We start from the raw sequence: 20,151 nt of genomic DNA on the forward strand, positions 1-20,151 counted from the left end.
TCAGGCGCCAGGCGCTGAGCGTTGCTTGTTCGATAAACGTTTCGGAAAACCTGTTTCTTCCCTGGGGCGTAATTCCGAACCCAAAGGTTTCGAAGGGATGACAGGCAAAATCAAAGTGTTACGGCCCTTTCTGTGTCCGAGCAGGTAAGAACTACGGGCCGATCACCTGCTGCCCTGCGCCGCTCCGGGCACGATCAAGGCTCCCTGATCGGGCTCCGAATATCTGAAGCCGATAAAGAACAAGGCGATGATGATGAGGCAGATCGCCAGCACGGTGGCGAGGATCCTTCCCGGGTTTTCGACAGGCGGTTTGTCTTCCATGGCAGTTCGCCTCGCATATAAACCCTGCGAGAGCGGCAAGGGTTCCGAGCTCCAGGCAGGTTCCTCGGACTGGGGAATGCCGAGCGCCTGCCGCGATCACGTGACATCGATGACCACCGTGCGGCGATTACGATCCGCCGGGCGGATTTTTCCGCCCCAAACCCGATGGTCCGCTTGACCTTCCAGTTGCTGGAACCCTTAGCGTCCGTGGCGATGTCCTTTCGGACGGAACCTTCAATCTGGATCAAGGAGCGAAAAATGCACCGACGCGGCTTTCTGGTGGCGGGCCTGGCAACGGCTCTGTCGGGTTCTCGCGCGCTGGCGCAGATGAAGATGGATGGCATGTCGGGCATGGATTCGATGCCGGGGATGGAGAGCGGTCATGCGGGCCATGACATGGGCGCCATGGCGCAAGCGCCCGCCGCGCTGCCCGAGGGCGAGGCGTTGCGCGAACTGCCGCTGCTTGCCAACGAGGCCGGCCGGTCCGGGCTGTTCAGGGCAAGGCTGACGGCGGAGGCGTCCACGGCGCGCTTTGTCGAGGGACAGGACACGCCGATCCTCGCCTATAACAGCACGAGCCCCGGGCCATTGATCGAGGCCTATGAGGGCGACCGCGTCGAGATCACCTTCGCCAACCGGACCGAGGGCGAGCAAAGCACCGTCCACTGGCACGGCATGCCGGTGCCGGCGGACCAGGACGGCAACCCCATGGACCCGGTGGCGGCGGGCGCCGACCGCGTCTACGCCTTCGAGCTGCCCGAGGGCTCGGCCGGCTCCTACTGGTATCACCCGCATCCGCATGGCCGCACGTCAGAGCAGGTCTATCGCGGCCTTGCCGGCGCCTTCGTCGTCAAGGCGAAGGCCGACCCGATCCCGGCCGCCTACGGCGACACCGCGCTCATGTTCACCGACCTTCGCCTTGCCGCCGACGGCTCCATGCCCGACAACACCATGACCGACCTGATGAACGGCAGGGTCGGCGACCATGTGCTGGTCAACGGCCAGAAGAACCCGAAGTTGGCGGTGACGCTGGGCGCGAAGCGGCGGTTGCGGCTCTACAACGCCACCAATGCCCGCTTCCTGAGGCTCGCTTTCGCCAACGCCGCGATGACCGTGATCGGCAGCGATGGCGGCCTCCTGGAGGCGCCCGTGGCGGCCGACGAGATCCTGCTCAGCCCGGCCGAGCGTGTCGAGCTGGTCGTCGCCTTCGACAAGCCGGGTGCCGCAACCCTGACCACGCTCGACTATGATCGCGGCTGGATGGGTCCGGGCCGGCCGGCGGATGCCGGGCTCACGCTTCTGACGGTCGATGTCGCGGACATGCCGGCTGAGGCGATGCCGCCGCTGCCCGAGCGGTTGAGGCCGATCGCACCGCTTGGGCAGCCCACCGTCAGCCGCCGTCTCGTCTTCACCGAGACCATGGCGATGAACCCTACCGGCATGGAGATGGGCTTCCTGATCAACGGCAAGGCATTCGACATGGCGCGCGTCGACATCGTCGCCAGGGCCGGCGAGACCGAACTCTGGGAAATCGTCAACCAGGCCGACATGGACCATCCGTTCCATCTCCACGGCACGCAGTTCCAGGTGATCGAGCATGAGCGCGACGGCAAGGTCTCCAAGCCGCCCTATCTGGCGTGGAAGGACACGGTCAACGTGGCGCGCGGCGAGACGGTGCGGCTCGTCACGCGCCAGGAGCGGCCGGGCGCGCGCATGTATCACTGCCACATCCTCGAGCATGAGCAGCTCGGCGTGATGGGCATCGTCGACGTGCAGGCGTGAGGTCCCGCGTCGTTCTCGGGGCGGCGATGCTGGTGCTCGCCGGCCCCCTGGTCCTTGCTCCGTCGCTGGCGGCGGGTCCGAGCGACCCCATCGTGGCGGCGCGCCAGGCCTCGATGAAAGAGATGGCCGCCGCCGCCAGGGCGATCGCCGAAATGTTCAACGGCAAGCGCGCCTATGAGCCGGCGGCCTTCAAAGCGGCGGCGGACACGCTCAGCACCCGCGCCGGCGCTGCCCTGGTTGCTGAATTCCCGCAGGGCACGCTCGGCGCGCCGTCCGGCGCCAGGCTGGAAATCGGCGAGGCCCGGCCGGAATTCGAGGCGCTCGCCCGCCATATCGGCCGGCTCGCCGACGCACTCGCGGACAAGGCCGGGAACGCGCCGCCGGAGATCACCGCCGACATGCGCATGGGAGCTGGCCTACCGATGGATGGTGGCAGCCTGCTCGGCAAGCGCCCGGGCGCCGCTGAAGCCGATCCAGCCAAAATGCCGGCCGAACATCTCCTGCATCTCATCCTGCAGGACTGCACGAGCTGCCATTCGAAGTTCCGGCGGAAAGTCGAGTGAGGGCCGACGCGCTCAGCCGGCCATTGCGTGAGAACAAAGCGCTAAAGCGGTTCGGCGATTCTATCAAATGCTGAACCGTTCCGGAGAGGTCGGCGTTGATTCCGTCGGCGCGCATCATAAAAATGACGTTCTGGCCCCGCTATATGCTAGGCTCATGCCGCCAAAACAGGGTTCTCGTTATGGATGCCAGGGAATTGCAGGCCATAGGCGATACGCTGATGCGCCTCGTCACCCCCGACATGACGCCGAAGGAACTGGTCAAGGCGGTGCGCATGGAGCACCCCGACGCCAAGAAGAAGGACATCGCCCGCGCGGCCTTCCACGCCATCATCGCCAATGCCGACCAGGACCCCGGCAAGTCGCGCAACCTCCAGGCCTTCGCCCTTGCCGAGCGCACCCAGCAATCGGAATAAATTGCCGCGAATTGTAGCGTTGGCTTTGCCGGAAATTTAATAAGCGGTTTCTAATATAAATGCCCGACCGGCAGTGGCCCCCAACCGGTAATTGAGTCCATGACGAAAAACCTCGGCAATGCCAAACCCAGCGCTCCCGCCAAGGAGATAAACCCCTCGCTGTTCAACAAGGCGGCGCCGGCGCTGTTTCCGCTGGTCGTCGCGGCGGTGGGCTATCTCGTCGGCCGGCAATTCTTCGGCTTTTGAAGCAGCCGGCTTCGCTCAATTTTCCAATCGATCCAATCGCAATTGGTCGCCCCGGCCATGTCCCTTGCAGCTTTGGTCCTAGGGCCTAGGTCGTTCTTGTCCTTGCGTGGGCGCAAGCGCATGCTCATGGCAGCCGGCGGCCTCGCAAACTCCGGTCAGGCCCGGCCGCCGAACCCAGTATCACCCCCCAAGGCTGCCGGGCCGCCGCCGCGCGCCAAGTTTGTGCCGGCTCCAGCATGGCGCGGCAGCGTGCCTGTTCTACGACAAATCGTTTTTATTCAGCAGGCTTCGCAAATGTACTGAATATCGGCGAGTGCCTTTGCACTAAAGGCCAATCAGGCCCGCTTTTTCGACAGCCTCGAGCGCTCTAGATCATATTGGATCCGAGGGAGCCAATTCTTCGGCTGAGGAGCAGGAGCTGTAAATGGTAACGGACGAGCCAGACAGTGTCCGCGTAAAGGCCATCAATGGCCAATGGATCGTGCGCATCGTCGAAGGCGGCAGGCTGACGCAACAAGTGTTCGACGTTCACGCGCAAGCCGAGACCTTCGCCGAGGAGGAGCGGTTGCGACTGGGGCTGCCGGGAGAACCGCCGGCCGAGGAGCCGGCCGGGCCGTTGCTGCGCGGCGGCGAGGTGGGTTGACATCATCATCGAGGTTCGTGGCGCGTCAAATGCGCTGCTTGCGCTCGTCTGGTTTGCGCTTCCTCTCAAAATGCGGGAACAATCGGCACACGGAGAAACGCTGCCGATGTGCAATCTCTACAACATCACCACCAGCCAGGAGGCGATCCGCCAATGGACGCGCGCGTTGCGCGACATAACCGGCAATTTGGAGCCGTCGCTCGACATCTATCCCAACCAGCCCGCGCCTGTGGTGCGCAACGGCGCCGACGGCAGTCGCGAACTCGCCAGGCTGCGCTGGGGCATGCCGACGCCGCCTGAGCGGATGCGCGGCAACGCCGATCCCGGCACCACCAACATTCGCAACCCGCAATATGCCCATTGGCTGCCCTATCTCGGCGTGGAGAACCGCTGCGTGGTGCCGGTGACGAGCTTCGCCGAGCCGTCGCCGACGCCCGGCGACAAGGACCCGGAGACCGGGGTGCAGAAGAACTTCTGGTTTGCGCTGAGCGGAGATAGACCGCTGTTCTTCTTCGCCGGTCTGTGGACCCCTTGGCATGGCGTGCGCAAGGTGAAGGAAGGCCCGGGCGATCATGAGCTCTACGGATTTCTGACCACAAGGCCCAATGCGCTGATCGCACCGATCCACGAAAAGGCAATGCCGGTGATCCTGACCACCCAGGAACAAATTGAGCTGTGGCTGACCGCGCCATGGTCGGAGGCGAAGAAGCTGCAGCAGCCCGCGCCGGACGATGCGCTGGTGATCGTGGAAAAGCCCGCGACGCAGATCAAGTTTCCGGCCGAACCGCCGGCGCAGGGATCGTTGTTTTAGATCCCGGGAGAGGAGGGGGTGGGAGTCCTCACCCCCGCGCCTTTTGCAGCACCCAGATATAGCCCTTGGGCGGATGGTCCTGGTCGATGAACTGGGTCTTCACCACCGTGTCCTTGCGGCCGCAGCGCTTACAGCGGAAGCCGATGGCTTCGAGCGGCTTGTTCCAGCCCACCACCTTGGCCACGTCGTTCGCTCTAAATCGACCCGCGTGGTAGCAATGGCGGCATTCGACCACGAGCAGCATGTTGGCCTTGGCAGCGCGGCCGACACTGTCCATGGATCCGGCCATCCGCTATACCCGGTCGCAATAGTCCTCGGGCAAGGGCAAGAGCCCCAGCCAGGCGGCACGGAAATCGGGTTCCTTTCCGGCCACGGCGCCCATCACCTCGTGCAGCCGCTCGACCAAACCATTAAGTCGCCAATACATTTCACCGTTGGCTTTGAGGTTGAGCTGCGCCGCCAGCACCGTCTCGCGCAGCTTCAGCGCATCGCCAATGATCGCCTCCGCGTCCGAGTGCAACAATCTGTCATAACGGCTTTTCCGTCTGCCCACCGCGGCTCTCCCTGGAAAATCGAGCAACCGCCCCACCTCCTGACAAAATAGGAACCCATTCCTCGGCAAGTCAATTCCTGCTTGACATTTTTGTTCACTTTTTGTTCACTTTCTAATAATAACGGCAGGAGCAGGCGTTATGGATCACATTGTGAGGTTGGACAGCCGCCAGGAAGCCGCGCTTCAGGCGATCGCCGAGAGCTTCATTGCCCAACATAAGGGCGACCCGGTGAAGGCGCTGAAAGAGATGATCGTGCTGAACAGCCACCTGCAGGATCGCCTCGACGCAGTTGGCGCGGCACGCCAGGCGGCGCGCTAACCTAGCCTCGCGCCTGGACCCCGCACTCGGTCGCCTGGTCAAAGGGGCAGCGGTGTTCCTCCGGCCGCTACCCCAGATGCTCCGCCCTGAGCTTCCCCTTCATCCGCTTGAGCGCCGGCTCGCCGCCGGCCGCCAGGTCGTCCGCTATTTGGGCGAGCTTTTCGTCGGCCTTGCGGTGTTTGCTGCCCCAGGCGCCGAGCGTCGCCAGCACCGGCAAAAGGTCGATGCCGGCTTCGGTCAGGCGGTAGATCGCCTTCAGCCCGTGCGTCGGGTCGTCGCTGCGGGTGAGGATGCCCTCGTCCACTAGGGTCTGCAGCCGCTCGGCCAGCGTTCGCGACGAGATGCCTTCGTCGGATTGCAGGAACTCGCGGAAATGTTTTTTCCCGGCGAAGACCAGGTCGCGGATGATGAGCAGCGTCCAGCGGTCGCCAAGCAGTTCGAGCGAGAGGCTGATCGGGCAGCCGGATCGTCCCTTGGTCGACATTAGTATGGTTCCATTTTTAAATCACTTTACTATTGACATCATTCTTGCCTTGGGTCAAATGGTTCCAAAAATAAATCATTTGATCGTGAGGAAACCGGACATGAGAAAGCTCATCCTGCAGATGCAGATGTCGGTCGACGGCTTTGTCGGCGCCGATGAGGATCATCGCTGGCAGCTCTGGGAATGGGGCGACGACAGCGCCTGGGACGAGGAATTGAAACAGGATTTCAATACCGTCTTCACGACCGTCGACACCATCCTCTTGAGCCGCAGGATGGGGCAGGAGGGGTATCTGACCCATTGGGGCAATGCGGCGAGGAAATATCCGAAGGATCGCTTCTATGCGTTCGCGCAACGTATCGTCGAGGCGCAGAAGGTGGTGGCGAGCGACAAGCTCGAGGCTTCGCGCTGGGAACGTACGCGGGTCGTCAGCGGCGACCTGCCGCCCGAGGTCAATGCGCTGAAGCAAGGCGAGGGCGGCAACATCGCCGTGTTCGGCGGTGCCGGCTTCGCCTCGGCGCTGATCGCCGCCGGCCTTGTCGACGAGTTCCAGCTCTTCATCAATCCGGCGGTGCTGGGAGCGGGCCGCCGCATCTTCGACAAGGGCGGCTTCGCCAGGCTGAAGCTCATCGGCTCGAAAGCCTATGCCAGCGGCATGGTGGTGAGCCGCTATGCACCGGCCGGGTGAGGGGCTGAGGTCGCGCAACCTGAATCAATCCGGCAGCGCGGCTTCCTAAAGCGCGTCGCGCTGAACCGGATTCAGGCGTCGCGCTTTGTTTTGATGCATGTCGTTGTCCCAGAACCGCTGCACACTTCGGAGCGACATGCATAGCCGCCAATTTGGCAGTGCCTTTCCCGGATCAGATAGGCCCGCCAGCGCCAACCAGCCGCAGTTGCGCGACCGGCCGGCTGTATTGCGGCCATCCCGTGTGGTCGTTGCCCATGGCGACGAACCAGCGGGCTTCGCGCCACGTCAAGCCGATAAGCACGCGGCCGGCATATTCGGCCGGCACGCCATTGCCCGCATCGAACACTGCCCAGCTGCTGCCGGGCGGCTCCTGCACCGCGACAAACCTCATGCGAGACCCCCGTCCCGTGATGAGCGACTGTTATAGCAGACGCCGATTGGCGTTCCTATGACCTGGCTCACATTGCACAGGAAAAACCGGCGGCCCCCGACTGGGAGCGGGGGCCATATTGCCTAGCAAAGGTATTCAGCGGCCCAGCCTTACTGTCCCGCCTGGTCGGCATCCGTCAGCGTGCCGAGAAAGGCGACGATGTCGTCGATCTCGGCGTCGCTCAGCGCCGGCTTGTCGCCGGGTTTCTTGCCGTTGAAGGGCGGGTCGGTGTTGAGGTTTCCCCAGTAAGCCTTTGGCAGGTCGTCGAACTTGTCGACCGTGCCGTCGGCCTCCCTCGAATACCAGCGGCCTGGATCCGTGTCGCGGCTGGCATAGAAGGCCACCGCCTCGCGCAGCGTGTGGAAATAGCCATTGTGGAAGAAGCTCTTTCGCAACGCCACGTTGCGCAGCGTCGGTGTCTTGAACAGGCCGCAATAGTCGTTGTGGCCCTTGAAGTCGGTGCGCAGCGGGCCGCACAGGCCAAGGTCGAAATAATTGGGATCGGCGTTGGCGGGGATCGCCGGATTGCGCGGCACGGCAATCGCGATCAGGCCGTAGTCGGTGAACTGCGGCGGCTCGCCGTCATTGGCGGGCTCGCTCAGATGACAGCTCGCGCAATTGCCCTTGCCCTCGTCCTCGAACAGCATGCGGCCGCGCAGCTCCTGTGCGGAGAGCTGCGTCTTGCCGGCAAGGAAGGCGTCGTAACGGCTGGAATAGGGATAGAAATCGGTGCTGCTCTGCTCGAAGGTGCCGAGCGCCTCGACGGCGGCATCGAAGGCATCTTGCGGATGATCCAGCACGTCGGCGCCGAAGGCCGCCTTGAAGGCGTCGGCATAGGGCGCCTTGCGCAGTGCCGCGACCACCTGGGCCTCGTCCTTGTTGCCCATCTCGAAGGGCGAGAGCAGCGGGATCCTCGCCTGGTCCTTGCCGTGGTCGGCGCGGCCGTCCCAGGTCAGGCCGCCGGTCGGGCCATTGTCGACGCTCTCGTCGCCTTCGTCCTCGGAGTCGTAAAAATGCTCGGTGAAGGCTGGCGCCGCCTGCAAATAGCGCAGCGACGGCACCGCGCGAACGCCGGGCTGGTCGAGCCTCGCTCCGCCCATCTCGACCGGCGTCGCCGAGGCCGGTCCGAAGGCATGGTTGGGATCATGGCAGGACGAGCAGGCCTGCTTGCCCGAGGCCGAGAGCGAAAGGTCGAAAAACATCTGCCGCCCGAGTGCGGTCAGCGCATCGGCGCGCGCGAAGGCTTCCTGGCGTGACATCGGGCCGGGGTGGACACCGGACGTGTTGGCGTGCGTGGTGAAGCCGACCATCGCGGCCGCTGCAATGGCGATCGCGTGAGTTTTCCGACTTCCCATCGTCTTCGGCGACATCCCTGATTTCTTTCGCCCGATCTCTTTGGCGACGTAAGGAGCGAGTGCAACGGATTGATGACGGCCGTCTCGCTCACGAAACCGTGTTCGGCCGGTGCGGAACTGTCACAAAGGTGACAAGGCATCGAAGTAGCTGGGGATTGATGCAGCCGCATGCCTGCATTGCCGTCCTCCAGCCATTCCCAGCCACGAGGCATTTTCCGATGATCCGGTCCTTTCTCTCCCTTTGCCTCGCCTCCACGGCGCTGGCATCGCTCGCCGCTGCTGCCCAGGCGGCTCCTGCCGGCTACGACAAGATCGACACCGTTGTCGTCATCTACGCCGAGAACCGCAGCTTCGATAACCTCTATGGCGGCTTCCCCGGCGCCAATGGTCTGGCCAACGTGTCGCCCGGCCAGGCGCGCCAGCTCGACCGTGACGGCAAGCCGCTTCCCGAACTGCCGCCGGCCTGGGGCGGACTGACCGGCAAGGGCGTGACGCCGGCGGTGACGGAAGCGCAGAGCGCGCATCTGGCCAACGCTGTCTTCGCCATCGATGATGTCAAGGGTTTCAACGAGGGCACCGGCGTCACCACGCACGACCTCTGGCATCGCTTCTACCAGGAGCAGATGCAGATCGACGGCGGCAAGAACGACAAGTTCGTCGCCTGGGCCGATTCCGGCTCGCTGGTGATGGGTCACTATGACGGCTCGGTCCTGCCGATGTGGAACATCGCCAGGAAATACGTGCTCGCCGACAATTTCTTCCAGGGCGCCTTCGGCGGCTCCTTCCTCAACCACTTCATGCTCGCCTGCGCCTGCGCCCCGTTCTATCCGAATGCCGACATCAGCCCGGTGAAGGGCCAGATCGCCGTCGTCGAGCCGGATGGCGTGACGCTGAAAGCGGCCGACAATTCGCCCGCCTCGGCGCTGGGCGGCGTGCCGAAATTCGCCAATGACGGTGCGATCACCCCAGACTTCTACGCCGTCAACACCATGCAGCCGCCTTACCAGCCGAGCGCCAACAAACCGGCCGAGGGCGGCGACACAGCACTGGCCGATCCGGCGCAGCCGACCACGCTGCCGCCGCAGCACGAGATCACCATCGGCGATCTCCTGTCGCTGAAGGGTATTTCCTGGGCCTGGTACTCAGGCGCCTGGCAGGCGGCGCTCGACGGCAAGAACGCGACGCCCGTGCCGAACTTCCAGTTCCACCACCAGCCCTTCAACTATTTCGCCGCCTATGCGCCGGGCACGGCCGCGCGGGCCGAGCACCTCAAGGATGGCGGCCTCGGCGGCACCGAGTTCATCAAGGCGATCGACGACGGCAAGCTGCCGGCCGTTACCTTCTACAAGCCGCAGGGCAATCTCAACGAACACGCCGGCTATGCCGATGTGACCTCGGGCGACCAGCATCTGGCCGACCTTGTTTCGCATCTGGAGAAGAGCCCGCAATGGGCCCATATGCTGGTGGTCGTCACCTATGACGAGAATGGTGGCTTCTGGGATCACGTCGCGCCGCCCAAGGCCGACCGCTGGGGCCCGGGCAACCGCGTCCCGGCCTTCATTATCTCACCCTATGCGAAGAGCGGCATGGTCGACCACACGCAGTACGACACGACCTCGATCCTGCGCTTCATCACCAACCGCTACGACCTGCCGGTGCTGCCCGGCATCGTCGCCCGCGACAAGGCGCTGCGCAACCACGATCAGCCGCCGATGGGAGATCTGACGGCGGCGCTCGACCTGACGCGCTGAGGGAGTGAAGGAAGCCCGTTGCGCCGCGATCCTTCAATCCCCTCTGTCCGGTCCACCCTCCGCAGCTGCAGCGCAGCTGCTGCGGAGGACGGGCAGGGTAAAGGGGATGCTGTCCCGCCAGCCGTTCAATATTCCTTATGCAGAACAACCTGAATCAGTCCTGCAGGACGCGCCGCTATCGAATTGTTTTGCTTGGGGTGCGGAGGGCGCCAGCCCTCACTCCACCTCATCCACCCAGATCAGCCTCAACAGCCGCAGCAGCGTTGCCCGTTCCACACTCGTCAGCCGTTGCAGGAAGCGGTCCTCATGCCGGCGCACCTGCCGCCGCCAGGCGGGCATTGCCGCCCTGGCGACCACGGTCAGGCTGAGTTCCTGCACGCGCCTGTCCTCGGCATGGTCGTCGCGCTCGATCAGGCCTCGCTCTTCCAGTTCGGCGAGCAGCGGTGCCATGTTGGCGCTCTTCATGCCGAGCAGCCTGCAGAGCTCGGCGGCGCGGATGCCCGGCCGCTCGTCGATCACCGCCAGCATGGCGTAGGTGACGGGGCGCAGCGACGCCTCCGTCATCTCGACCGCGAAATCGTTGAGCGCCAGCGCCGAGGCGCGCCTGAGGTTGTAGCCGATCTGCGCGTCGAGCGCGTCTTCGCCGAGGGCGGTCGTTGGTTCGTCCATGTCGGATCGATCGCCGCGATGCATCCTCTTGTCAAGGCAAAAATACTATGCGACATAGCGAATATAGTTGCTATGTGGCATAGCAATATGGGAGGAGTCGTCCAGTGGAAGAAGAAACCGAAGACACCGTCGCCTTCGACATCGAGGACGGCATCGCCTGGGTCCGGTTCAATCGGCCGGCCAAGCGCAATTCGATGAGTCCGACGCTCAACCGGCGCATGATGCAGGTGCTCGACGAGCTCGAATTCCGCGACGATGTCGGCGTTCTCGTTCTCTCGGGCGAGGGCGCCGCCTGGTCGGCCGGCATGGACCTCAAGGAATATTTCCGCGAGACCGAGGCGAAGGGGCTGGGTGCCGTGCGCAAGGCGCAGTCCGAGGCCTATGGCTGGTGGCGGCGGCTGCGCTGGTATCGGGTGCCCACCATCGCCATGGTCAATGGCTGGTGTTTCGGCGGCGGCTATGGCCCGCTGTTTGCGTGCGATCTCGCCTTCGCCGCCGACGAGGCGCAGTTCGCGCTCTCCGAGATCAACTGGGGCATCCTGCCCGGCGGCGGCGCCACCAAGGTGGTGGTCGATCTCTTGTCGATGCGCGACGCCATGTACCACGCGCTGACCGGCGAGCTGATCGACGGCAGGAAGGCGGCGGCCTGGAAGCTGGTCAATGAAAGTGTGCCGCTCGCCGGCTTGAAGGCGCGTGTGGCCGAGGTGGCGGCAGTCCTGCTGAAGAAGAACCCGGTCGCGCTCAAGGCCACCAAGGACGCCATCCGCCGCGTCGCCGAGATGACCTACGACAATGCCGAGGACTATCTGGTGCGGGCGCAGGAGGCCGCCAATTCCTTCGACAATGAGGGCCGCAAGGAAGGCATCCGCCAGTTCATCGACGAAAAGAGCTACAAGCCCGGCCTCGGCGCCTACGAAAAGGCGAGATGATCGCACCGAAATGAACCGACGCAGGGCCGGCGATCCAAGCCGCCCGGCACCCGATACGGCGCGTGACAGGGGAGGAGATCGCAATGCCGGCCTGGACGACACCGGATCCGATTGCCTTGCATGCCAGGGAAGGGCCGGACCGCCTCGCTTGCGTCGACCTCGCATCCGGGCGGCGCTGGACCTACGCGGCGTTCGACGACGCCATCCAGCGCGCGGTCGCGGTGCTTGAAAAGCATGGCATAAGGCAGGGCCAGCGGATCGCTATACTGGCCCGCAACAGCGCCGACCTCGTCATCCTGCAGCAGGCCGCGATGCGCCTCGGCGCCATCTTCGTGCCGGTCAACTGGCGGCTCGCGGCGGCCGAGCGGCAGGCGATCCTCGGCGACGGCGATCCCGTGCTCCTGGTTCGCGACACCGAACTCGACACGGCGCCGCCTGCCGGCTGCGCGCAGCTCGAGGTCGCGCGTTTCGCGGCGATGGTGGAAGAGCAAGCGCCGGCGCCGCGCCGCGCCTTGCCGGAAGCCGATCGGCCGTCGATCATCCTCTACACCTCCGGCACGTCGGGCCGGCCGAAGGGCGTCATCGTCACCGAGGCCAACGCCTTCGCCACCGCGATCAACTTCGGCGTCATCGGCCGCGTCGGCCATGACAGCATCTTCCTCTGCGATGCGCCGATGTTCCATGTCATCGGCCTGATCACCAATTTGCGCCCGGTGCTGCTCAAGGGCGGCACGGTGCTGATCTCGGCCGGGTTCGACCCAGGCCTCACCAACCGCCGGCTCGCCGACCCAGCGCTCGGCATCACCCACTATTTCTGCGTGCCGCAGATGGCGAGGATGCTGCGCGAGCATGCCGACTTCGCACCTCATCGCTGGACATCGCTTGTGGCTCTCTTCACCGGCGGCGCGCCCAACCCTGCCGCCGATGTGCTGTGGTGGCTGGACCAGGGCGTGCCGATGGTCGACGGTTTCGGCATGACCGAGGCCGGCACCGTCCTCGGCATGCCGCTGGAGAGCGAGCGCATCGCTGGCAAGGCGGGTTCCGCGGGCCTGCCGGCGCCGACCGTTTCCCTGCGTGTCGTCGATGACGGCGGCAACGATGTCGCGCCCGGTGAGGCGGGCGAGATCTGGCTTGCGGGGCCTAACATCACGCCGGGCTACTGGAACCGGCCTGAAGAGACGGCGCGCGCCTTCAGCGACGACGGCTGGTTCCGCACAGGAGATGTCGCGAAGCGTGACGAAGACGGCTTCGTCACTTTGGTCGACCGCCGCAAGGACATGTTCATCTCGGGCGGCGAGAACGTCTTCCCGGCCGAGGTCGAGATGGTGCTGCTCGCCCATCCCGACATTGCCGAGGTGGCGGTGATCGGCATTGCCGACGAGCGCTGGGGCGAGGTCGGCCGCGCCTTTGTCGTGCTGCATCCCGGCCGTGCGCTCGACCCGGCAGCCCTTGCCGGCCACTGCGCCACGCGCATCGCCCGCTACAAGGTGCCCAAGGAATTCCTTGCCGTGCTGACCTTGCCGCGCACGGCATCGGGCAAGATCCAGAAACATGTGCTGCGGGGGCTGAAATAGAGAGGCTGGAATTCGGTCGAACACCTTGCGTTGAACACCCACCCTGCGCCAGGAAGAGCGACCCCGCCGCACCTGATCCGACGATATTGCATGGTTCAGGCCGTTAGGGTACGCGGCGCCTCGAAAAGGGCAGGGAGGTCGGACGCCGGCATCGGCCGGCCGAACAACCAACCCTGGACGTCCGTGCAGCCATTCTCCTTGACCAGGCGATACTGGTCCTCGGTCTCGACGCCCTCGGCGGTCGTGGTCATGCCGAGCGTGCTGCCGAGATCGGCCACGGCCTTGACGATAGCCCGGCTTTCGCTGCTCTCGCACATCAGGCTGACGAAACTGCGATCGATCTTGATGCGGTTGAACGGAAAGGACCGCAGATAGCTCAACGACGAGTAGCCGGTGCCAAAGTCGTCCATGGCGATACCAACGCCGAGATCGCGCAGGCTATAGAGTGTCTGGATCGTGTGCTCGTTGTGCGCCAGCAACACCGATTCCGTGATCTCTAGCTCGAGCCGCGCTGGCAGGAGATTGGAGGCGGCGAGTGCCGCGGCGACCTGGAGCGCCAACCCCTGCTGCTTGAACTGGGCCGGCGAAAGATTGACGGCGACCTTGACGGGCTGGGGCCATTGGGCCGCATCGACGCAGGCCTGTCGCATGATCCATTCGCCCAGCGTGTCGATGACCCCGGTCTCTTCCGAAAGGTAGATGAACTCCGACGGCGGCAGCAGGCCGAGCCGCGGATGGTTCCATCGCACGAGGGCTTCGAAGCCCGTAAGCTTGGAAGTCTTTGCGTCGTGCAACGGCTGATAGTGCAGCACGAATTGATCGTTTGCCACGGCGAGCGCCAGCTCAGCCTCGAGCAGGCGACGCTCCTGCAGGCGCGCGTCCATCCCGGGCTCGAACGACCTGCAAGTGCCTCTGCCTTCCATCTTTGCCTTGTAGAGCGCGAGGTCGGCATTGCGGATGAGAATTTCGGAACTGTCGCCGTCATCGGGAAAGGCCGCAATTCCGATACTGGCGCCGATATTGATCTTATGCCCCTGGATCACGAATTCGCCGGACAGCGCGTGGATGACCCGGCTGGCCAGCGCGCCGGCCTGCGCGTCGCCGTCGAACAGCAACTGGATGATAATGAATTCGTCCCCGCCGACCCGCGCCACCATAGCGGTTTCTCCGGCCTGCTGCTTCAGGCGCTTCGCCACGGCACCGAGAAGCTCGTCGCCGATCGGATGGCCGAGCGTGTCGTTCACCGGCTTGAAACGGTCGAGGTCGACGCAATGCACGGCCAGCTTCTCGCTACCCCGCAGGCTTCTCAGTGCCTCGTCCATCGTATCGGCCAGCAGCCCGCGGTTCGGCAGCCCGGTCAGGATGTCATGGGTGGCCAGGTGCTGGATCTCGGCGGTGCGTTCGTCCACCCGCCGCTCGAGCGTTTCGGCCGCGTTTGCCTGAAGCGACATGCTGCGGGCGATCGCGTACCAGCAAGCCATGGCCAGCAGCGTGACGACCACGATCGCGGCATATCCTGAAAGCTCGAACTGGCGCACGGACTTTGCGTCCACATTGGATTCGAACCTGCTGTTGGGAAATCCAGCCCAGAGGTGCCAAGAGCTTCTTGGATCGTTGAGGGAAAGCGGAATGACCTGCGAGTAGATCAGGTTCGGGTCCGGCGCGGTGAACGAGTGGGTGTCGGCTGCGAGCGACGCCGGCAACTGGTGCTGGTCGGATTCGAACCCGTAGCCTGAATTGACGATGACATACTCGCTGCCGGGCAGCAGCTTGCGCAGCGCCGAGGTGAGCATGATGGCCGAGACGGAACCCCGCAGGCTGCCGTCAGCCGAGAAGACGGGAACCGAAAGGATGAAACCGGATCGGTCGCCGTCGTTGCCGCTGTGGATGAAGTCTGTGTTGTCGCAGGTGATCAGCTCCTTGGTGCCGATGACCGGGACGTTGAGCCCGTCGATGCTGCTCGAATTCGGGTAATTGGCCTTCAGCCAGGCAAGTTGCTTGGCAAGCTCGTGGTATTCATATGTCTCGATCTCTTCAGGCGGCCGTGTCAGCGAATGAGCGTCCAACTCCTGCAGCTTGTTCTGATCGGCGGCAGCGCCCCTTGCTTTCGCGTTGACGATCAACTGGTCGAACTGAAGGATCGGCTCCTCGAGCTTGCCCGTCACCGGATCGAAGCGATCCGGATCGAAGTCCAGGGGCAGGAAGTAGACCTCCGAGATGGAAACGCTGTTGGCGAGGTTGTTGTAGATTTGCTGGATCGTCGCGCGCCCTTCGTCGCCGAGATTGGTGCCGTGGCGGTCGAGATTTCGAACACTCGGCAAGTAGGTCAGAGTGCGGACGTTTTCGTAGATCGCTCCCAGCGAGTCCTCGACGGTCTTGGCCGTGGCACGGGCAGTGGCCTGGGAGTTCTCGAAATAACGCTGCCTGGCCAACGCGTAGTTGCGTTGGGCATCGATATGCAACGCGCCAAACGTTGCCGCTCCGGTAAACAGGATCAGCGCAAATCCGATGGCTCGCCTGAACGCCTTCATCCAAAGCCCCAACATGAACCTGGAATGCATAGCATTTCGAAGTTTAGGAACTTCTAATCGTTTGCCTTCGCCTTCCTTCGCGAGGCGACGAAGGATCGACGCCGTCTCGCGGGCTCGGACTTGCTGGGCCAGAAAACGAAACTGGTCGATCTTGCGCGTAGAGATCGATAGCGTGCCGACAGGACACCCATCGGTGTCCGCGACCTCGATTTCTGCAGTGTGCTGAAAGGACATTTGATGAGCGAGCTTAAGGTGAGAACGAGGGCCACAGGTGCGCTCGCCGTCCTGCCGCCGGGCGGCCTGCCGACGATAACCACCCCAACCGGCGGCACGGTCGATGTGGTCACGCAGGTCAGCGCGCCGGGCTTCAATCCGCTCGATCTGCTCTATGCTTCGCTCGCCGCCTGCATGGTGCTCAGCGCCCGGATCGCCGCCACGCGCCTCGGCGTCGCCGACCGGCTTGGCGAGGTGAGGGCGGATGTCGGCGGCGAGAAGGCGAAGGACGAGCCCTCGCGCGTCGAGACATTCAACATCAAGCTGGAAATCACCGGCGATCTCGACGCCGCGACGAAGCAGCAAATCCTCGCCGACGCCGAGGATATCTGCACCGTCTCCAACACGTTGCACGGCGCGCCCACACTGCACGCGACGCTGGGCTGAAGCTGATGGCGCATCTCTCCGCGATCGACTACGCGACCGCTTCCGAAGAAATCCGCGCCGAGCACGACCGCGAGCTTAAGCTGCGCGGCCGCATGACCAACATGAAGCGCATCTTGCTGCGCTCGCCGGCCGCCCACCGCATCTACGCCGAATGGTTCACGCTGCGCGATCTTCTCAAGCCCATGCTCGACGACCGCGCCATCTGGCTGTTCTCGAAGGCGATCGCCGAGACGATGGGCGCCGAAGTCCCGGTGACCTTCTTCCGCCGCGCGTTGATCGACAACGGCCTCGATCCCGAAGCGATAGCGCCAACGGCCGACGAGGCGCTGCTGGCCGAATTCGGCAAGGCGGTCGCGGCCGACGCCAACTCCGTTCCAAATGAAACCTGGACCGCGCTCAAGGCGCGCTACGACGAGACGCTGCTCGTCAACCTCACCGCCTTCGCCGGCATCATGGTGGCGACCTGCGTGTTCACCAACGCGGTGAAGGTGGATCTCGATCCGGAGCTGGAGAAGTATCGGAGGCGGTGAAGTGCGTTTTCCCCTTCTCCCCTTGTGGGAGAAGGGGAAGCCGCGCACATCTTCCGCAGGAATCGGGTGGCTCCCTTTCGTCGCGCGCCCCATCTTCGGAACACAAGCAAGCGATGGAGCCAAGCCATGACCATCCATTCCCTGAACACCAAACGCGCCAGCCGCTCCGCCGAATCCCGCGTCGCGGCGCAGGATTGGCGCGCGCTCGCCTCCGACCTCAACGCCCATGGCTGCGCCGTCATGCCGGGTCTGCTGTCGGCGGAAGAATGCGCCGATATCGCCGGCCTCTATCCGCATGAAGAGCATTTCCGCAGTCATGTCGTGATGGCGCGTCATGGCTTCGGCAAAGGCGAATATCGCTATTTCAAGTACCCGCTGCCGGACCTGATCGAGGGTTTGCGCTCAGCCCTCTATCCGCGTCTCGCCACGGTCGCCAATGACTGGAACGAGAAGATGGATGTGGCGCAGCGCTATCCCGCCGAGCACGCGACCTTCCTGAAGCGCTGCCATGACGAAGGCCAGGTGAGGCCGACGCCGCTTCTGCTGCAATACGGCCCCGGCGACTTCAACTGCCTGCATCAGGATCTTTACGGCGCGCTCGCCTTTCCGCTGCAGGTGGCGATCCTGTTGTCCGAGCCTGGCGAGAATTTCGAAGGCGGGGAATTCGTGCTCACCGAACAGCGCCCGCGCATGCAAAGCCGCGCCGAAGTGGTGCCGCTGAGAAAAGGCGATGCTGTGATCTTCGCCGTGCACAACCGGCCTGTGCAGGGCACCAAGGGCCACTACCGCGTCAACCTGCGCCACGGCGTCAGTCGCTTGCGTTCAGGACAGCGGCATACGGTCGGGATTATCTTCCACGACGCGAGGTAGAGCGCGGCGCCGACGCTGCTGATCTCCCCCCTTGCGGGGGAGATGCCCGGCAGGGCAGAGGGGGGTGCTGTCCCGCCGACGTCTCAACCCGTCACGAATTGAAGCTTGCGAAGGCTTTCGCCAACTATCAGACTCGCACGCTGCGTTCCTTCACACCCCCCTCTGTCCTGCCGGACATCTCCCCCGCAAGGGGGGAGATTGGCTGAGGCACCGCCTTCGCCACATCCTGCGGCGTTTGCGCTCTTCCCTCCGCAGCCTCATTCGCGTATGCCCCGGGCAAATCCCGCCACGTCAGCGCATTTACCCGGACCGCCCCATGATCCGTCTCGAAAATATCGGCAAGCAGAACGGCCGACAGATCGTCTTCATCGAAGCCTCGGCCGCCTTGCAGAAAGGCGAGAAGGTCGGCTTGGTCGGCCCGAACGGCGCCGGCAAGACGACGCTGTTCCGCATGATCATCGGTCAGGAGCAGCCTGACGAAGGGCAGGTCTCGGTCGATCGCGGCGTCACCATCGGCTATTTCAGCCAGGATGTCGGCGACATGGGGGGCTTGAGCGCCGTCGCCGAAGTCATGGAAGGCGCCGGGCCGGTCAGCGCGGTCGCCGCCGAAATGCGCGAGCTCGAACACGCCATGGGCGATCCGGAGCGCGCCGACGAGATGGACGCCATCATCGAGCGCTATGGCGAGCTCCAGCACCGCTTCGAGGAGCTCGACGGCTATGCGCTCGACGGCCGCGCCCGCGAGGTGCTGGATGGCCTCGGCTTCAGCCAGGAAATGATGGACGGCGACGTTTCAAAACTCTCCGGCGGCTGGAAGATGCGTGTCGCGCTCGCCCGTATCCTCTTGATGCGGCCCGACGTCATGCTGCTCGACGAGCCGAGCAACCATCTCGACCTCGAAAGCCTGATCTGGCTGGAGAAGTTCCTCAAGGACTATGACGGCGCGCTGCTGATGACCTCGCACGACCGCGAGTTCAGGAACCGCATCGTCAACAAGATCATCGAGATCGATGCCGGCGCGCTCACCTCCTATTCCGGCAATTACGAATTCTACCAGGACCAGCGCGCGCTGGCCGACAAGCAGTTGCAGGCGCAGTTCGAGCGCCAGCAGGCAATGCTGGCCAAGGAGATCGCGTTCATCGAGCGTTTCAAGGCGCGCGCTTCGCACGCGGCCCAAGTGCAAAGCCGGGTGAAGAAGCTCGACAAGATCGACCGCGTCGAGCCGCCGAAGCGCCGTCAGACGGTGGCCTTCGAGTTCCAGCCGGCGCCTCGCTGCGGCGAGGACGTGGCGACGCTGAAGGGCATCCACAAGGCCTATGGCAGCCGCAATATCTATTCGGGCCTCGACTTCCAGATCCGCCGCCGCGAGCGCTGGTGCGTGATGGGCGTCAACGGCGCCGGCAAGTCGACGCTGTTGAAGCTGGTCGCCGGCGCCTCCGAGCCGGACGAGGGCTCCGTCGCGCGCGGCCCAAGCGTCAAGATGGGCTATTTCGCCCAGCACGCCATGGAGCTGCTCGACGGCGAGCGCACCGTCTTCCAGACGCTGGAGGATAATTTCCCGCAGGCCGGCCAGGCGCCGCTGCGCGCGCTTGCCGGCTGCTTCGGCTTTTCCGGCGACGAGATCGAGAAGAAATGCCGGGTGCTGTCGGGCGGCGAGAAGGCGCGGCTGGTGATGGCGCTGATGCTGTTCGATCCGCCCAACCTGCTTGTGCTCGACGAGCCGACCAACCACCTCGACATAACGACCAAGCAGATGCTGATCGAGGCGCTGTCGCAATATGAAGGCACCATGCTTTTCGTCTCGCACGACCGCCATTTCCTGGCGGCGCTTTCGAACCGCGTGCTGGAACTGACGCCCGACGGCGTCCACACCTATGGCGGCGGCTACACCGAATATGTCGCCCGCACCGGACAGGAAGCGCCGGGGCTAAGGGGGTAGGGCAGGGAGCCCGGCCCGATTCTCAAACTGGATAAAACCGCCCCAAGCTTTGGTCGGACCAACTTTGGCCGGACCCAAGGCGAGCAAACG

23 protein-coding genes are annotated in these 20,151 nt (G+C 64.2%); 15 read left to right on the forward strand and 8 right to left on the reverse strand.

The genetic code is table 11. The features are described 5' to 3' along the window. Positions 1-162 precede the first annotated feature (162 nt). On the reverse strand, positions 163-321 hold the full coding sequence (locus tag RFM98_RS17425) for a hypothetical protein (RefSeq protein ID WP_320310025.1): 159 nt from the start codon (positions 319-321) through the stop codon (positions 163-165). A gap of 258 nt (positions 322-579) precedes the next feature. On the opposite strand from RFM98_RS17425, the gene RFM98_RS17430 reads away from it, so the two are divergent. The 6 genes from RFM98_RS17430 to RFM98_RS17455 all read left to right on the forward strand — a co-directional run bounded on the left by RFM98_RS17430 (position 580) and on the right by RFM98_RS17455 (position 4,779). After that, positions 580-2,103, forward strand: coding sequence for a multicopper oxidase family protein (locus RFM98_RS17430; protein WP_320310026.1), 1,524 nt, complete (start codon positions 580-582; stop codon positions 2,101-2,103). After that, entirely contained in the window at positions 2,100-2,666 is a 567-nt protein-coding gene (locus RFM98_RS17435; RefSeq protein WP_320310027.1) for a cytochrome c, read from the forward strand. Before RFM98_RS17430 ends, RFM98_RS17435 begins: the two co-directional genes overlap by 4 nt. Positions 2,667-2,845: 179 nt before the next feature. After that, a complete protein-coding gene (locus RFM98_RS17440; protein WP_320310028.1) occupies positions 2,846-3,079 on the forward strand; it encodes a hypothetical protein in 234 nt (77 codons plus the stop codon). 99 nt (positions 3,080-3,178) lie between these two features. Continuing rightward, positions 3,179-3,325, forward strand: a complete 147-nt coding sequence (locus tag RFM98_RS17445) for a hypothetical protein (RefSeq protein WP_320310029.1) — start codon at positions 3,179-3,181, stop codon at positions 3,323-3,325. A 424-nt stretch (positions 3,326-3,749) separates the two neighbouring features. Beyond that, a complete protein-coding gene (locus RFM98_RS17450) occupies positions 3,750-3,968 on the forward strand; it encodes a hypothetical protein (protein ID WP_320213935.1) in 219 nt (72 codons plus the stop codon). A 106-nt stretch (positions 3,969-4,074) separates the two neighbouring features. Next, positions 4,075-4,779 carry an SOS response-associated peptidase gene (locus RFM98_RS17455; RefSeq protein WP_320310030.1) on the forward strand — a complete coding sequence of 235 codons (705 nt, stop codon included), beginning with the start codon at positions 4,075-4,077 and terminating at the stop codon, positions 4,777-4,779. A 28-nt stretch (positions 4,780-4,807) separates the two neighbouring features. Here the strand turns inward: RFM98_RS17455 and RFM98_RS17460 are convergent, their stop codons facing one another. Together RFM98_RS17460 and RFM98_RS17465 are read right to left on the reverse strand one after the other, a co-directional pair. Further along, complete coding sequence (locus RFM98_RS17460) at positions 4,808-5,068, reverse strand: hypothetical protein (RefSeq protein ID WP_320310031.1); 261 nt, start codon at positions 5,066-5,068, stop codon at positions 4,808-4,810. Positions 5,069-5,071: 3 nt separating this feature from the next. Continuing rightward, entirely contained in the window at positions 5,072-5,359 is a 288-nt protein-coding gene (locus RFM98_RS17465) for a hypothetical protein (RefSeq protein ID WP_320310032.1), read from the reverse strand. 112 nt (positions 5,360-5,471) lie between these two features. On the opposite strand from RFM98_RS17465, the gene RFM98_RS17470 reads away from it, so the two are divergent. Next, complete coding sequence (locus RFM98_RS17470) at positions 5,472-5,651, forward strand: hypothetical protein (RefSeq protein ID WP_320310033.1); 180 nt, start codon at positions 5,472-5,474, stop codon at positions 5,649-5,651. A 67-nt stretch (positions 5,652-5,718) separates the two neighbouring features. Here RFM98_RS17470 and RFM98_RS17475 read toward each other — a convergent pair whose 3' ends face one another. Next, entirely contained in the window at positions 5,719-6,135 is a 417-nt protein-coding gene (locus tag RFM98_RS17475; RefSeq protein ID WP_320310034.1) for a winged helix-turn-helix transcriptional regulator, read from the reverse strand. 100 nt (positions 6,136-6,235) lie between these two features. On the opposite strand from RFM98_RS17475, the gene RFM98_RS17480 reads away from it, so the two are divergent. Then, entirely contained in the window at positions 6,236-6,823 is a 588-nt protein-coding gene (locus RFM98_RS17480; RefSeq protein WP_320310035.1) for a dihydrofolate reductase family protein, read from the forward strand. A gap of 172 nt (positions 6,824-6,995) precedes the next feature. Here the strand turns inward: RFM98_RS17480 and RFM98_RS17485 are convergent, their stop codons facing one another. Beyond that, positions 6,996-7,214, reverse strand: coding sequence for a hypothetical protein (locus RFM98_RS17485; RefSeq protein WP_320310036.1), 219 nt, complete (start codon positions 7,212-7,214; stop codon positions 6,996-6,998). A gap of 149 nt (positions 7,215-7,363) precedes the next feature. Further along, positions 7,364-8,563 (reverse strand): cytochrome-c peroxidase, encoded by a 1,200-nt coding sequence (locus RFM98_RS17490; protein WP_430682320.1) that lies wholly within the window; start codon positions 8,561-8,563, stop codon positions 7,364-7,366. 263 nt (positions 8,564-8,826) lie between these two features. Here RFM98_RS17490 and RFM98_RS17495 point away from each other — a divergent pair, with 263 nt between their 5' ends. Further along, the gene (locus RFM98_RS17495; protein WP_320310037.1) at positions 8,827-10,359 is read left to right on the forward strand and encodes an acid phosphatase; all 1,533 of its coding nucleotides are present in this window, start codon (positions 8,827-8,829) and stop codon (positions 10,357-10,359) included. A 216-nt stretch (positions 10,360-10,575) separates the two neighbouring features. Here the strand turns inward: RFM98_RS17495 and RFM98_RS17500 are convergent, their stop codons facing one another. Then, positions 10,576-11,028, reverse strand: coding sequence for a MarR family winged helix-turn-helix transcriptional regulator (locus RFM98_RS17500; protein ID WP_320310038.1), 453 nt, complete (start codon positions 11,026-11,028; stop codon positions 10,576-10,578). Between the two features lie 104 nt (positions 11,029-11,132). On the opposite strand from RFM98_RS17500, the gene RFM98_RS17505 reads away from it, so the two are divergent. Further along, entirely contained in the window at positions 11,133-11,957 is an 825-nt protein-coding gene (locus tag RFM98_RS17505) for a p-hydroxycinnamoyl CoA hydratase/lyase (protein ID WP_320310039.1), read from the forward strand. Positions 11,958-12,040: 83 nt separating this feature from the next. Further along, a complete protein-coding gene (locus tag RFM98_RS17510; protein WP_320310040.1) occupies positions 12,041-13,531 on the forward strand; it encodes an AMP-binding protein in 1,491 nt (496 codons plus the stop codon). 95 nt (positions 13,532-13,626) lie between these two features. Here RFM98_RS17510 and RFM98_RS17515 read toward each other — a convergent pair whose 3' ends face one another. After that, the gene (locus tag RFM98_RS17515) at positions 13,627-16,296 is read right to left on the reverse strand and encodes a putative bifunctional diguanylate cyclase/phosphodiesterase (protein ID WP_320310041.1); all 2,670 of its coding nucleotides are present in this window, start codon (positions 16,294-16,296) and stop codon (positions 13,627-13,629) included. A 3-nt stretch (positions 16,297-16,299) separates the two neighbouring features. Here RFM98_RS17515 and RFM98_RS17520 point away from each other — a divergent pair, with 3 nt between their 5' ends. From RFM98_RS17520 to RFM98_RS17535, 4 genes are all read left to right on the forward strand, one after another. After that, entirely contained in the window at positions 16,300-16,722 is a 423-nt protein-coding gene (locus tag RFM98_RS17520) for an OsmC family protein (RefSeq protein ID WP_320310042.1), read from the forward strand. Between the two features lie 5 nt (positions 16,723-16,727). Continuing rightward, the gene (locus RFM98_RS17525; protein WP_320310043.1) at positions 16,728-17,252 is read left to right on the forward strand and encodes a carboxymuconolactone decarboxylase family protein; all 525 of its coding nucleotides are present in this window, start codon (positions 16,728-16,730) and stop codon (positions 17,250-17,252) included. Positions 17,253-17,378: 126 nt separating this feature from the next. After that, positions 17,379-18,122: a 2OG-Fe(II) oxygenase gene (locus tag RFM98_RS17530; protein WP_320310044.1), complete on the forward strand. Its 744-nt coding sequence runs from the start codon at positions 17,379-17,381 to the stop codon at positions 18,120-18,122. 316 nt (positions 18,123-18,438) lie between these two features. After that, positions 18,439-20,061 carry an ABC-F family ATP-binding cassette domain-containing protein gene (locus RFM98_RS17535; protein ID WP_320310045.1) on the forward strand — a complete coding sequence of 541 codons (1,623 nt, stop codon included), beginning with the start codon at positions 18,439-18,441 and terminating at the stop codon, positions 20,059-20,061. The last annotated feature ends 90 nt before the right edge of the window (positions 20,062-20,151 follow it).

It is taken from the genome of Mesorhizobium australafricanum, assembly GCF_033977265.1.
Lineage (GTDB): Bacteria > Pseudomonadota > Alphaproteobacteria > Rhizobiales > Rhizobiaceae > Mesorhizobium > Mesorhizobium australafricanum.

Bases quoted from the DNA above. Each gene is read 5' to 3' on its own strand.
- RFM98_RS17525 (WP_320310043.1), top strand. From the start codon at position 16,728: ATGGCGCATCTCTCCGCGATCGACTACGCGACCGCTTCCGAAGAAATC.
- RFM98_RS17445 (WP_320310029.1), top strand. From the start codon at position 3,179: ATGACGAAAAACCTCGGCAATGCCAAACCCAGCGCTCCCGCCAAGGAG.
- RFM98_RS17425 (WP_320310025.1), bottom strand. From the start codon at position 321: ATGGAAGACAAACCGCCTGTCGAAAACCCGGGAAGGATCCTCGCCACC.
- RFM98_RS17500 (WP_320310038.1), bottom strand. From the start codon at position 11,028: ATGGACGAACCAACGACCGCCCTCGGCGAAGACGCGCTCGACGCGCAG.
- RFM98_RS17430 (WP_320310026.1), top strand. From the start codon at position 580: ATGCACCGACGCGGCTTTCTGGTGGCGGGCCTGGCAACGGCTCTGTCG.
- RFM98_RS17440 (WP_320310028.1), top strand. From the start codon at position 2,846: ATGGATGCCAGGGAATTGCAGGCCATAGGCGATACGCTGATGCGCCTC.
- RFM98_RS17460 (WP_320310031.1), bottom strand. From the start codon at position 5,068: ATGGCCGGATCCATGGACAGTGTCGGCCGCGCTGCCAAGGCCAACATG.
- RFM98_RS17490 (WP_430682320.1), bottom strand. From the start codon at position 8,563: ATGGTCGGCTTCACCACGCACGCCAACACGTCCGGTGTCCACCCCGGC.
- RFM98_RS17510 (WP_320310040.1), top strand. From the start codon at position 12,041: ATGCCGGCCTGGACGACACCGGATCCGATTGCCTTGCATGCCAGGGAA.
- RFM98_RS17515 (WP_320310041.1), bottom strand. From the start codon at position 16,296: ATGTCCTTTCAGCACACTGCAGAAATCGAGGTCGCGGACACCGATGGG.
- RFM98_RS17530 (WP_320310044.1), top strand. From the start codon at position 17,379: ATGACCATCCATTCCCTGAACACCAAACGCGCCAGCCGCTCCGCCGAA.
- RFM98_RS17450 (WP_320213935.1), top strand. From the start codon at position 3,750: ATGGTAACGGACGAGCCAGACAGTGTCCGCGTAAAGGCCATCAATGGC.
- RFM98_RS17475 (WP_320310034.1), bottom strand. From the start codon at position 6,135: ATGTCGACCAAGGGACGATCCGGCTGCCCGATCAGCCTCTCGCTCGAA.
- RFM98_RS17535 (WP_320310045.1), top strand. From the start codon at position 18,439: ATGATCCGTCTCGAAAATATCGGCAAGCAGAACGGCCGACAGATCGTC.
- RFM98_RS17455 (WP_320310030.1), top strand. From the start codon at position 4,075: ATGTGCAATCTCTACAACATCACCACCAGCCAGGAGGCGATCCGCCAA.
- RFM98_RS17470 (WP_320310033.1), top strand. From the start codon at position 5,472: ATGGATCACATTGTGAGGTTGGACAGCCGCCAGGAAGCCGCGCTTCAG.
- RFM98_RS17485 (WP_320310036.1), bottom strand. From the start codon at position 7,214: ATGAGGTTTGTCGCGGTGCAGGAGCCGCCCGGCAGCAGCTGGGCAGTG.
- RFM98_RS17480 (WP_320310035.1), top strand. From the start codon at position 6,236: ATGAGAAAGCTCATCCTGCAGATGCAGATGTCGGTCGACGGCTTTGTC.
- RFM98_RS17520 (WP_320310042.1), top strand. From the start codon at position 16,300: ATGAGCGAGCTTAAGGTGAGAACGAGGGCCACAGGTGCGCTCGCCGTC.
- RFM98_RS17495 (WP_320310037.1), top strand. From the start codon at position 8,827: ATGATCCGGTCCTTTCTCTCCCTTTGCCTCGCCTCCACGGCGCTGGCA.